This window comes from Fructobacillus broussonetiae (assembly GCF_018437275.1).
GTDB lineage: Bacteria > Bacillota > Bacilli > Lactobacillales > Lactobacillaceae > Fructobacillus > Fructobacillus broussonetiae.
The window spans coordinates 1-13,252 of sequence record NZ_JAAMFK010000003.1; the positions used below are offsets into that span (position 1 = coordinate 1).

The window sequence follows — 13,252 nt, forward strand, 5'->3', positions numbered from 1 at the left end:
TCATACCTATGAATCGAACCTAGTGATGTAAAAAAAGTGTCTAACTTATTGACATACGAGCAAGCCGTGTATTCATCACCATCAAGAAGGTCCAGCTTATCCTTCAGTTGCTTATCATTTCCATTCACCCACTGAGCATCCATGGCTGCCTGTGCACCCTTGTAAGCTTGTGAGTAGGCATCGTTTTTATCATCTGAGATATTTACAATCGCCTTATTAGCTGTGTTATAACCGTTAAAGCGACCCGACTCAGCGTCCGCAATACCCTGCTTCACGATGTAGGCGTCGAAGACGTTCTGGTTTGAATCATTCTTCTTCGATGAGTTGTTAAAGTCAGAAGCATTTAAGGCAGACTTGTCATCTCCGTGCACACTCTTGTTGTTTACATTGCTAAACTTTGCTTTAAGCGCGTTTTCGTAGTCATCCGCCTCTTCCTTTGACTTTTGGACGTTGTTCTTGTCCGTTACCTTAAAGGTTGTGTAGTCTTGCGTTGACGTTCCATATCCGTGAATCTTGTTGTATTCAACCGTGAAATCCTTCAAGATATTCCAATACTTCTTGTATGTATCAGATTGATTTGGGTAGGCATCGTTGTTTGGACCATATCCCTTTCCAGCCAAGAAATCATCGATAACTTGATCAATCACTTCCTGGTCAGTTGGTTTCGTCTGATTATTATCTTCTGCACCACGCAATTCCAAACCATTTGCTTCAGTTTGTTCTTGTTCACTTTGAGTATTGTACGTTTCTTGCGTGTTTTGTGTATTTTCATTGTCTGAATTGTTTTCAGACTTCTTATCAGCAGTAGACACAACTTGTCCGTCTGTTGATTTCGTATCATCTGCTGATACAGTCGTCGTAGTTAAAGCGGCGGCCCCCATGAAGGCGAATAAAGCAGTAGAAGCAACAACCCATTGCTTCTTTACCTTTTTAAGCTTTTTGCGTTCGCCAACTTTTTTAAGATCTCGATACATCTTACTCTTCCTTCTTTCCTTAAATACAGGCCGAAACCATACCATCCTAAAATATCATTTTTCAATGTAGGTTATATTACTGAATTGTAACACAAGTACAAAAAACTGTTACATTTTTTACATTTTGAAAGAATAGAAAGAAGATAATTAGAATAGCTCATAAAAAAGCACCACTCACGCATCTATGCGAAAGTGGTGCTTTTATTTAACGTATATTAAGCAATCTTTTTCTTCAACCAGTTGGAGAACCAAGAAAGCAACGTGATGACAATTAAGTAGATAACGGCGATGATTGCCCAAACTCGGAAACCTTGTGAGTTTCGAGCAACAATCAGCGTTCCCGTCTGTGTCAATTCCAGGATACCAATTGCTGAAAGGATTGACGTATCCTTCAACGTGATGATGAACTGGTTAACAAATGACGGAACGGTAATCTTCAAACCTTGCGGCACGATAACCTTCCAAGTGGCTTGACGGTGAGTCAATCCAAGAGAGCGAGCCGCTTCCATCTGACCGGCATCAACGGCCTCGAATCCACCGCGGACAAAGGCCCCGGTATAAGCCCCTTCGTTTAGTATCAGCGTCAGGATACCAGCGGTGAAGGCCGGAATCTTCATTCCAAGTACACCAGGCAGTCCGATGTAGATGAAGAAGGCCAAAACCATCAAAGGCAATCCACGGAAGATGTAGATGATGGTTGTGGAGATTCCACGAATCAACTTTGATTGGGCAATTCCCATCACACCAAGAATCAAACCAAAGAGTGAGGCCAAAACAATTCCGGCAACACTCAACTCAGCCGTTTGCCAAAGTCCTGACATAAAGGCATGAGAGTTGGACTTCAAAATTCCAAGAGTCGTCTTGTTATCAGAAGCATTTCCAACAAAGTTCTTTTGGCTTGAATTCAAGTACTTATCGATGATCTTGTTGTAAGTACCGTCCTTCTTCATTTCTTCCAAGGACTTGTTGAATTGATCAAGCAATTGCGCGTTTTGTCCCTTCTTAACGAAGAAACCAACACCACCGGCCTTACCCAAGTTATCAGCGTTTCGAACTTGCAACTTTACACCGTTTTTAATGGCGTATTGGATGACTGGGTAGTCTTCGAAAGTGGCATCCGTGTTACCGTTTACGACATCGTTGTACATCGTGTCGGTATCGTTGAAGTACTTGATGTCAAATCCGTATTGATCCTTCAACGAAGCACCGTAAGCAGCGGCAGCCGTTCCGGTCTTCAAGGCAACCTTCTTGCCTTTCAAATCATTCAATGACTTGATTGAAGAGTTTGGTTTTGTAATCCAGGCAACGCCGGATTGATAGTAAGGATCAGAAACATCATAAACTTCTTTACGAGAGTCATTAATCATCATTCCGGCGATGATACCGTCGGCTTGACCATTGGCTACCATTTGAGCAGCGGCGTTAAAGGACATTGGCTTAAGCGTATAAGTGAAATTATTTCGCTTGGCCACTTCCTTTAAGATGTCCATATCGATTCCAACGTACTGATTATTCTTATCTTGAAAGTCGAACGGTGCGTATGTGGCATCCGTTGAAATCACGTAGTTGGGTTTTGCTGCGTCAGCCTTTGTTCCGACTGCAAGTAATGCAATCAAAACGGCCAAGGCAGCCCAAATCGGTTTGAGCCGTTTGATGACCATTGGTTATTTCCTCTCTGTTTAGTTATTTTTTATTTGCTTTAGGCTTGCATAACCTTTGACAAGAAGCTCTGCAAACGTGCGTTCTTAGGGGCAGTAAAGATTTGTTCTGGTGTACCAGATTCTTGAATCTTTCCTGATTCGAAGAAGACAACACGGTCGGCAACCTGCTTAGCAAATCCCATTTCGTGGGTAACGATAATCATCGTCATACCGAGCTTTGCCAAGTGCTTCATGACGTCCAAGACATCCCCAACCACTTCGGGATCCAAAGCTGACGTTGGTTCATCGAACAACATGATGTCAGGATCCATGGCCAAAGCACGGGCAATGGCGATACGCTGCTTTTGTCCACCAGACAATGAGTTAACGGAAACGTTTGCCTTATCTGGCAGACCAACCGTATCCAGTAATTCCATCGCCTTCTTTTCAGCTTCTTCCTTTGTCATCTTGCCCAATTGAACGGGTGCCAAGGTGATGTTTTCCAGAACCGTGTAATTATTGAAGAGGTTGAAATTCTGGAAGACCATTCCGATGTTTTCACGAACCTTATTGATGTTTGTCTTTGGGTCAGAAATATCGTAACCGTCTACTTCGATCAAACCTGAATTGGGCTTTTCCAATTGGTTAAGCATTCGCAAGAACGTCGACTTACCAGATCCAGAAGGGCCAATCATTACGACCACTTCATTATCCATGACGTCCAGGGAAATATCGCGTAAGACATGGTTGTCACCATATGACTTGTTGACCTTGTCAACGTGTACTTTCACTTGTTTCTCTTCACTCATGCGTTTGTCCTTTTTTCAACCCAGTTACTGAGCAGAGTCAGTAACGTAATTACTACTAAGTATATCATAGCCACGATAGCCCAGACACGGAAACCTTGGGAATTTCGGGTGACAATTAGCGTTCCCGTTTGCGTTAATTCAAGGATTCCAATGGCGGACAACAGTGACGTGTCCTTTAAGGTAATGATGAACTGGTTGATGAAGCTTGGCACCATCAACTTCAGTCCTTGCGGAATGATGACCCGGCGCATTGCTTGGGCGTGTGAGAGCCCAAGGGAGCGAGCCGCTTCCATCTGTCCTGCATCAACAGAATTAAATCCGCCACGAACAAATGCGCCAGTATAAGCTCCTTCATTTAATACCAAAGTCAAAATTCCGGCAGTCCAAGCGGAAATCTTCACGCCGGTCAGTGCTGGGAAACCAATGTACAAAAAGAAGGCCAGCACTAGCATTGGCATTCCACGGAAGGTGTAGACAACAGTCGTTGAAATCGCGCGTACAAGGCGATTCTTCGATACTCCCATCACACCAAGTAACAATCCCCAAAGGGAAGCCAGGATAATTCCAACCACGGTCAGGTAGGCCGTTTGGCCAAGCCCAGAAAGGAAAGCTTTCTTGTTTGATGACAAAATGCCCCAAACTGTTTTGTTATCCTTTGCAGAACCTGTAAAAGTCTCCGCCTTGGCGGAGAGGTACTTGTTAACAATTTTGTCGTAAGTACCGTTCTCCTTAATCGTAGCAAGGCCCTTGTTAAAATCGGCCAGCAGCTGTTGGTTCTCACCCTTCTTAACGGCAAAACCTAAGTAACCGGCATCAAATGGGGCATCCCCGTTTTGGACTTTTAAAGCCGTACCGTTCTTCACTGTATATTGCAAAACAGGCAAGTCCGCAAAGGTCGCCACGGAGTTACCGTTAATCACGTCGCGGTATACCGTATCAGAATCAGAGAAGTAGGTGATCTTGAACCCGTATTGATCCTTGATCTTCTCAGCGTATTCGGCCCCGGCCGTTCCCGTCTTCAACGCAACGACCTTCCCTTTCAAATCATCCAGGGACCTAATCTTACTATTCTTGGCTGTCGCCCATGCGACCCCCGTCTTGTAGTAAGAGTCGGAGAAGTCGTAAACTTTCTTTCGCTCATCCGTAATCGTCGTTCCGGCAATCACACCGTCGGCCTGAGATGACGCAACAGATTGCATCGCTGCGTTAAAAGTCATGGGCTTCACGTTGTATGTGAAGCCTGATGCCTTAGCGATTTCCTTCAACAAATCCTGATCAATTCCAACGTACTTATTGTCCTTGTCCTGGAAGTCAAAGGGCGCGTATGTTGCGTCTGCCGTTATGGTGTAGCTCGGTTCGCTCGCACTTGCCTTTGGACCCAAAGCCCCCAGTCCAAGAAAAGCAAAGGTGGCCGCCACGACGGCTGTCAATATTCCTTTTTTCATCGCTATCTCCTCTTATTGGTCTGAAATCAGTCTAGCAATTGATTTCAGAACCCAGAGAAAATACGTTAGTTATTCTAACATCTATCTAATGAGTGGTCTAGTCCGTTGAAAGGGATAAGACGAGTTAAATTAAAAGAATATTAGTTAATCATGTTTCTATCCAATAACAGTTTTAGCGGCCTGCATGCGTTTCTTTTCCTAGAATTGGTCTAGTAACTAATGAACTTTATTAGTTCAAATTAAGGCCAAGTCCTTGTAACCCCGCCTTTCCTCGTTATAATTGGATCAGGAACCTCTATTTATGAATGCCTAATGTAGCGACGTCGATAAAATTAAAAATTGAAGAATAAATAGTAAAAGCCAGTCATCATGACTGGCTTTTTTCGTATCACTCCTTGAGGTGTTCGCAACACGACACCGGAAAGGAGGAAGAAATGTTGATTCCACAACTATTAGTTTTTGGTTTTCAATTTATCTTCGAAGTAATCAAACAAGTCTTCATCCGTTTGATTACCTCGGTGATTGAAAACTGGCTTCACCGTAACAAGTAAAGCCGTGAACCCCGATTGGCAGGTCGGGGTTCTTTTTGCATAAAAAAAGTCCTTCGCTGGCAGGCGATGGACCGGAATAAAGGTGTTGACCCATACTCTATTAGTTGTTCTTATTATAACACCATTCTCGAAGTAAGAAACATCTTCAACCAAATAAAAAAAGTCCCTCGCTGGCAGGCGACGGACCGGATTAAGATTTTGTCCATAACAATACTTGATAAAGTAATTATAACACTCCAACTCTCCCAGTACTTATTCCATTAATGCATCGCTGACCAGAGGCCAAAGGCAAAGCCACCAATTGGAAAGATAATCCACCAGTATCGACCGAGGAAGTCCCAACCGTTTTGAACTGGTTCGTGGTGGTGTTCTTTCTTATAACCAACTGAGAGTGGATACTTCTTATCCAAGTGGTTGGCAAAGACAATGCGACTCAAGTAAACAGAGAGCGCAATGACCAAGAAAAGCAAGCCATCCCATACGATCCCAGCCAATTCTTGCTGACTTTCAGGTAAGTGGTGACCTCCCATCCCTAATAAGGATAAGAGAACAACGTCGAAAGCGACAATAATAAGAAGAATGACGTTCTTTTCTGAGCGGCGACGATTAATTTGACGTGTTTGATCCTGTGACATTTCCATGATTTGAATCTCCTTTGATTCTTCTTCGATTTGTTCGAACAAGTCACTAAGGGAAACGGATAAGGCTTGGGCCACGGATGATAATGTTGATAAGGAAACATCGGAACCAGCTTCCATTCGCTGAATCGTTCTTACGGTGAGGTAAGACTTTTCAGCCAACTCTTCTTGGGTCCAGCCCTTTTCTTTTCTTAACTTAGCTACGTTTGTTTTGTCCATGCCTTTACACTACTCCAAACCTTCAATTTTCAACACGACAGTCACACGACAATGACCCGACAGCAACATGAAAGCTGCCTGCCAGGTCCTCTAAAGCCCATTATAACGCAAAAAGCGTGGACCCGACGGGCCCACGCTTTTGACTTTGACATTTATAAATTAAGCACCGAAGATCTTAGCAACTTGTGCTTGAATCTTGTTCAAGAACGTTGCTTGGTCTTCTTCTGATTGCTTGAAGTTGGCTTCGTTGATCGTCTGGTCCTTTTCGTTCAAAGAATCAGCCATCATTTCCGTGGCGTTCGCGTAATCTTGGTAAGCCTTTGCCAACGTCTTGTGGACACCCAAGAAACGAACGGGTACTTGCAAACCTGCCAACGTCTTGGCGTTTTCTTGGTAGTTTGAAACAGCGTCGTCGAATTCAGCCTTGATTTCAACGAAGGCCGCCTTGTCCATGTCAGCCAACTTACCGGCTTCCTTGGCATCGTTCAACTTCACAAAGAAAGGTGACACGTGGTCAGCCGTTTCTTGCGTCTTCGTCAAAACGTCTTGCAACGTCGTTACGTAGTATTCCATTTGCTTAGGGTTAAATTTTGCCATTACTTTATCCTCGATTAAAAAGTTTTCGTTGTACCCATTTTACCAGCTCCACGATGACAATGATAGACAACGAGGCACCGATCACGATGAACCACTGGTAAGGATCCAAGTTCGTCACGTGGAAGATGGGGTTCAACGGCTTAATCACAACAACCGCCATCATGGCAATCAACGAGAAGAACAAGGCGCCGTTGAAGAAGTGGTTACTAAAGGTGCTGGTACGCAACTGACTTTGATAAACCGACTTTACGTTAATAGCATTGACCATCTGCATGAGTCCAAGGGTCATGAAGGCCATCGTCAACGCATCCCCGTGGACCAGTTCAGCGCCTGTGTGGTCTGGGAAAGTCAGAGCCAAGCCATACACGGAAAGGACGATCACGGCCTGAAGGATACCCTGCCATACAATGGCAGGACCAACACCACCGGAGAGGAAGTTCGCGGTCTTACCACGCGGCTTTCTCGCCATAATACCAGGCTGAGCTGGCTCCAACCCCAGCGCGATGGCTGGGAACGTGTCGGTCACCAGGTTGATCCAGAGAATCATAACCGGTGCGAGCACTTCCCAACCGAGCAAAGTCATCGTAAAGATGGCAATCACTTCGGCGAGGTTTGAAGCGAGCAAGTACTGCAAAGCCTTTTGAATGTTGGCAAAGACCTTACGTCCTTCCTTCACGGCAGAAACAATCGTCGAGAAATTGTCGTCGGCCAGCACCATGTCGGCCGCTTCCTTGGACACTTCCGTTCCGGTAATTCCCATGGCAACACCGATGTCTGCCGCCTTCAAGGCCGGCGCATCGTTCACACCGTCTCCGGTCATGGCGACGACCTTGCCCTTCTTCTGCCAGGCCTTCACGATACGAACCTTGTGGGCTGGGGCAACGCGGGCGTAGACCTTGATGTCTTCGACGCGGTTTGCGAAGTCTTCGTCGGAAATGTCATCCAGGTCCGCTCCTGTCAAAACAGAAGCAGCACGGTCATCCCCTTCTTCCAAGATACCCAAACGACCAGCAATGGCGGCCGCGGTTTTGGGGTGGTCACCGGTAATCATCATCGGACGAATACCAGCGGCCTTGGCCTGGGCAATGGAGTCCTTTACTTCCGGACGCTCGGGGTCAATCATGGCAACAAAGCCAACGAGAGTAAGGTCCGTTTCTAACTGTGTTGCGTCGGCTTCTTCTTGAAGGGCTGGCACCGTCTTCTCGGCGAAGGCCAAGACACGGAGGGCCTGGTCGGCCAGCTGTCCGTTAATGTCTTGGTAGAGCGCCTTGTCGGCTTCCGTGAAGTCACGAACCTGACCGTTTTCTTCAATAGAAGAAACACGTTCCAGGATGGCGTCGGGCGCACCCTTAACTGTGACAAGGTAGCCATCGTTCTGGTCGAATGCCTTGTAAACCGTCGTCATCATCTTTCGTTCGGAATCAAACGGCACTTCTTGCAAGCGTTCTTGCTGGCGAAGTTCTTGAAGTGCAGCTTCACGATACTTGCTATTGAAGTCAATCAAGGCCGTTTCGGTTGGATCACCAACCAATCCGTCATCTGTGAACTGGCTGTCGTTGTTCAGGGCCATGATGTCAGCTAAGGTCGCAGCGCCCTTTGATAAGTCGGCGTCTTCGAACGGGTTTTGCCCAGCGAGGTCAATCACTTTCCCGTTCAAGACGATTTTTTCCACCGTCATCTTGTTCTGCGTCAACGTTCCGGTCTTGTCGGAACCGATGATGTCAGTTGATCCAAGTGTCTCAACGGCTGGCAACTTACGCATCAAGGCGGATTTCTTGGCCATGCGGGCCGTACCCAAGGCCAAGGTAATCGTCACGATGGCTGGCAACCCTTCCGGAATGGCCGCAACCGCCAAGGAAATGGCCGTCAAAATCAAATCAATAATTGGCATATTCTGGGTGAAGTAGCCGATGACGAAAGTCAAAGCGGCGATACCCAGAATCAAGTAGGTCAAGAACTTAGACAAGGACTTCAAGTTTTCCTGCAACGGCGTCTTCGTCTCGTCTTGGTCCTGCAAGGCACCGGCGATTTGTCCGACCTGCGTCTGCATTCCCGTCAACACGACGATACCCTGCGCGCGTCCGTAAACAACGTGGCTGTTCATGAAGGCCAGGTTCTTTTGGTCTCCCAAGGCTAACTTTCCATCTGGCAAAGTCGAGTCCGTTTTATTCACGGGTACCGACTCTCCAGTCAGTGCGGCTTCCTCAACTCGCAAGTTTTGAACGCTCGTCAAGCGGAGGTCCGCCGGTACGATGTCACCGGCTTCGAGTTCAACGAGGTCACCTTCCACGAGGTCGGTAGCGGGCACCTGGTTTGGTTGACCACCACGGATAACCGTCGCCTTCGGCGTGGCCATCTTCTTCAAAGCATCGATGGCGTTTTCGGACTTTGATTCCTGGAACACACCAAAGATGGCGTTGATGATCACGATGGCGAGGATGAAAATGGCGTCGGTCTGCTCACCAGTCATGGCGGCGACAGCCGCTGCGGCCAACAGGATCCCAATCATCAAATCTTTGAACTGGTCAACGAACTTGGCGAAAAGGGACTTTTTCGCCTTCGCCGTGAGGGCGTTTCGCCCGTTTTTTACGAGACGATCTTCTGCTTCATGTACCGATAAACCGTCCTTCAAATCCGTCGTCAATGCTTTCGCGATAGCGCTGCTATCCTCTTGGTAAAAAGTATGTTTCACTTTTATCTCCTTTAGATGCATTCTTTCTGGGTAAAGAAAAAGAGACCCATGAAAGCAAAGGAAAAATCCCTTGCTCTCATAAGTCTCACTGTTTAAGGTCTAGCCGGCACATCTCAATGTGCGATAAGGAGCGTTGGCTCCGGGTTGACGGTACTAAACCACGACATTGTCGTCAGTTACTCCCCTAGGAAAGAAATTGTTGTCTTTAGTATATCAAGTTCTTTAAAAAAGACAAGGCTTTTGCAAAAGTCAAAACCGAACCGGGCACAAATCACTTTCTTCTATATATGAAGAACGCGTGCGGCCACCCAAAACCAGCAAGCTTCACGCACCGTATGATACACTGGTTTCGACAAATCTCATTTAGGAGCCCTTATGACCCCACAGCAAATCACAAATCAAAACCGTTACGCCTCTTTCTTCTTATTATTTGGAACGCTTTTTTACTTCACTGGCATCGACAAACTCACTGGGCACTACATCGTGCCCCTCGTGCTACTCGCCGTCTTCTTCGGTGTGCGCCGTCCCGTTATCTTCTACTACTTCTTCAAGCGGCTTTACATGAGTTTTCAATACGAAGTGCGTCACGTTGAAAAGTACGCGGACTGGAAGAAACGTGGCGCTTTTCGTTTTACTTGGTTTGCGCCCTATGCCCTGTCTGTCTCCCTTATCTTTCAAGTTTGCACCTTAAACGCATACTTTCTACCTCTTGTTGCGGCAACGGCTGGCCTTTTCTTCTATCAAAAGAAGAAGGGACGTTTGCCTGAATCTTCTGATAACGAAGATGAAGACGACACCGTTGGCGCAGCACAAGGCTGAACTTTCGATGTAGTGGATGGAGACGGCCGGGAGGCCGGTTTTTGCAAGATACTAATAAGAATAAATCCAAACTTAATATATGGTACAATAAATGTAAAGAAAAGGCCGTGCAGGACCAACTGCACGACCTCTAGCAAACCCGTAAAACGGTGGCTAGCCTTCATGATTATGAAATAACCATCAGCTCGCTAAAGCATTGAGATGGTTATTTTTTTGCCCAATTTTCATCTTTTTCTCATTTTCTTGTTGACAAAGACTCACCCTACCCTTATAGTTATAGACAAGATATCATACTAAACAAGTTGATCAGGAAAGTACCTAGCAAGCAAAGCTTAGAGAGCAACCGGATGGTGAAAGGTTGCGTGCGGGCGCTAGCGAAAATGACCTGTGATTGGCAACTGTGACTCGGTTTACCGTTAGCAGTTGACGGATTGGCCTCTGTTACCAAGGCACACCATTCGGCTAGGATCATTCTCCGCGGCCCGATGGTTAGTGAGCAGTATTGGGGTAACTCAATACGACAACCTCAGAATGGTAACGCGAAGTCGCTTCTGTTTTTTCCACGTGGAAACAGAGGCGGCTTTTTTTGTTTGCCATTCAAAACTTTTAGGAGAACAAAATTATGTCTAAGAAAAAATGGATTATTTCAGGAATCGCCATCGCAGCCGTCGTAGCTGCCGGATACTTTAGCTTTGGGTCACACGACACTGCCAAGGCGGATCAGACCATCACAGTTGGTCGCATGACTTCAACCAAGGAAGACGACGCCATCTGGGACGCCGTTGCAAAAAAAGCCAAGGACGAATACGGCATCAACGTGAAGTACAAGCTCTTCACGGATTACTCCCAGCCAAATAAAGCGTTGACGAACGGCGACATCGATGTGAACGCCTTCCAACACTACGCCTTCTTGGACGCTTATAACAAAAAGAACAACACGGACATCAAGGCCATCGGTAAGACGGTTATCTCACCAATTCACCTTTACTCAAACCAGTACAAGTCCGTTTCAGAATTTTCTGACGGTGACACCATCGTCGTACCAAATGACCCATCAAACGAAAGTCGTGCTTTGAAAGTTTTGAAGTACGCTGGCCTCATCGATTTGAAGGACGGCCAAGACCTCGTCACGGTAAAAGACATCACGAAGAACCCTAAGAACTTGAAAATCAAAGAATTGTCAGCCGACCAAACGGCCCGCACGATTAACGACGTACAAGGTGCCGTTGTGAACGGAACTTACGCTGCAACCGCTCACTTGACTGAAAAGCAATCGATCTTCACGGAACCTTTCAACAAGGATTCTGAAAAGTGGGTGAACATCATCGCCACTAACAAGAAGAACGCGAACAAGAAGCTTTACAAAGAATTCGTTAAGGCTTACCAGTCAGACGAAGTAAAGAAGGCCATCAAGGCTTCAAACGGTGACAAGTCCATCCCAGCATGGGACCGTTCATTCAAGTAAACGTAGCAACACGTTTTTAATAACGCGGGTTCCCTCGCGTACATACTTCTATAGAAAGGAACCATCACATGAGTACAAATAAAGAACGCTACCTCGACTTATTAAAAGAACTCGTTGCCATCCCCTCCGTTTCCGCCAAGCGTGAGCACCTACCAGAAACGGCCGACCTCATCGCCAAGGCGTTAACCGATCTTGGTGGTGAGACAGCGGTGGAAGACTCCTACTTCGCCCCACTCGTCATTAGTCACTTCAAGAGTCAAAAGCCAAATGCGAAAACGGTTATCATTTATAACCACTACGACGTACAACCAGCCGAGCCATTCGACCTTTGGGAATCAGACCCCTGGACGTTGACGGAAAAAGACGGCAAGTTATTCGGTCGTGGCGTGGACGATGACAAGGGAAACCTGACGGCGCGGCTCACCGCTTTAGCCGACTATCTCGAGGAGCACAACAACGCCTTGCCCGTGAATTTGACTTTTATCGTCGAAGGATCAGAGGAAACCGCTTCGCAGCACTTGGACGACTACTTCAAAAAGCACCCTGAGCTCAAGGCTGACCTCATCATTTGGGAGTCCGGTTCAAAGGATAAGGACGACCGCCCCATCATTTCCGGTGGAAACAAAGGAATCGTCACCTTCAACTTGAAGGCCAAAACTGGCGGCATCGACCTCCACTCATCGCTTGCGGCGGTGGTCAACGGAGCGCCTTGGCGCTTGAGCCAAGCGCTCGCCACCTTCTTCGACCAAGACGGACGCATCGCGGTGCCTCACTTCTACGACCAAGTTCGTGAGCCAAACGAGCGTGAGAAGGAACTGATTGAACAGTTGCCCGACACTCGCGAAAGCTTCATCGAAAAGAACCAAATTAAAGCGCCCCTTCTCACCGACAAGCGCGGTGATGACTGGAAGCAGGCGCTCTACTTCGAGCCAACCCTGAATATCGAAGGCATCACTTCCGGTTACCAGGGCGAGGGTGTAAAGACGGTTCTTCCGGCTGAGGCCTTGGCCAAAGTCGAAGCCCGACTCGTCCCAGGAATGGATCCCGACGATACTTTAGCCCGTATCAAAGAGCACCTTAGCCAGCAGGGCTTCTTAGATATCGAAGTTGAAAAGACCCTCGGCCAGGGTGGCTACCGCTCAGACATGACGGATCCTGAAATCAAACGTGTGATTGACTTACACGAAAAGACATACGGTAAAGATGCCGTTGTCATTCCAACTTCAGCTGGTACCGGCCCAATGAACTACGCCTACGAAGCTATCCAAACGCCAATTGTTGGCTTTGGAATCGGTTATCCTGGTACACTGGACCACGCGCCGAATGAAAATATCCGTTTAAAGGACTATGATGAAAACATCGAAGTCCTAAAAGCAATCATTGATAGTTATAAAGAGTAAAGA

The 13,252-nt window shown here is 46.8% G+C and carries 10 protein-coding genes; 3 read left to right on the forward strand and 7 right to left on the reverse strand.

Annotation, left to right across the window (positions count from 1 at the left end; all coding sequences use genetic code 11):
* From G6R29_RS02485 to G6R29_RS02515, 7 genes are all read right to left on the reverse strand, one after another.
* The coding region (locus tag G6R29_RS02485) for a hypothetical protein (protein ID WP_213808790.1) at positions 1-974 on the reverse strand (974 nt) is incomplete at its 3' end.
* A 215-nt stretch (positions 975-1,189) separates the two neighbouring features.
* The gene (locus tag G6R29_RS02490) at positions 1,190-2,635 is read right to left on the reverse strand and encodes an ABC transporter substrate-binding protein/permease (RefSeq protein WP_213808791.1); all 1,446 of its coding nucleotides are present in this window, start codon (positions 2,633-2,635) and stop codon (positions 1,190-1,192) included.
* Between the two features lie 38 nt (positions 2,636-2,673).
* On the reverse strand, positions 2,674-3,423 hold the full coding sequence (locus G6R29_RS02495; protein WP_213808792.1) for an amino acid ABC transporter ATP-binding protein: 750 nt from the start codon (positions 3,421-3,423) through the stop codon (positions 2,674-2,676).
* A complete protein-coding gene (locus G6R29_RS02500) occupies positions 3,420-4,868 on the reverse strand; it encodes an ABC transporter substrate-binding protein/permease (protein WP_213808793.1) in 1,449 nt (482 codons plus the stop codon). The genes G6R29_RS02495 and G6R29_RS02500 overlap by 4 nt, the downstream gene beginning before the upstream one ends.
* 811 nt (positions 4,869-5,679) lie before the next feature.
* The gene (locus tag G6R29_RS02505; RefSeq protein WP_213808794.1) at positions 5,680-6,276 is read right to left on the reverse strand and encodes a helix-turn-helix domain-containing protein; all 597 of its coding nucleotides are present in this window, start codon (positions 6,274-6,276) and stop codon (positions 5,680-5,682) included.
* 159 nt (positions 6,277-6,435) lie between these two features.
* Positions 6,436-6,873: a chemotaxis protein gene (locus tag G6R29_RS02510; protein WP_213808795.1), complete on the reverse strand. Its 438-nt coding sequence runs from the start codon at positions 6,871-6,873 to the stop codon at positions 6,436-6,438.
* Positions 6,874-6,877: 4 nt separating this feature from the next.
* Positions 6,878-9,586: a cation-translocating P-type ATPase gene (locus G6R29_RS02515; RefSeq protein ID WP_213808796.1), complete on the reverse strand. Its 2,709-nt coding sequence runs from the start codon at positions 9,584-9,586 to the stop codon at positions 6,878-6,880.
* 354 nt (positions 9,587-9,940) lie between these two features.
* Here G6R29_RS02515 and G6R29_RS02520 point away from each other — a divergent pair, with 354 nt between their 5' ends.
* The 3 genes from G6R29_RS02520 (at position 9,941) to G6R29_RS02530 (ending at position 13,249) form a co-directional block, all read left to right on the forward strand.
* Positions 9,941-10,384, forward strand: a complete 444-nt coding sequence (locus tag G6R29_RS02520; protein WP_213808797.1) for a hypothetical protein — start codon at positions 9,941-9,943, stop codon at positions 10,382-10,384.
* A 622-nt stretch (positions 10,385-11,006) separates the two neighbouring features.
* Entirely contained in the window at positions 11,007-11,849 is an 843-nt protein-coding gene (locus tag G6R29_RS02525) for a MetQ/NlpA family ABC transporter substrate-binding protein (protein ID WP_213808798.1), read from the forward strand.
* Between the two features lie 68 nt (positions 11,850-11,917).
* A complete protein-coding gene (locus G6R29_RS02530; RefSeq protein ID WP_213808799.1) occupies positions 11,918-13,249 on the forward strand; it encodes a M20/M25/M40 family metallo-hydrolase in 1,332 nt (443 codons plus the stop codon).
* Positions 13,250-13,252 lie beyond the last annotated feature (3 nt).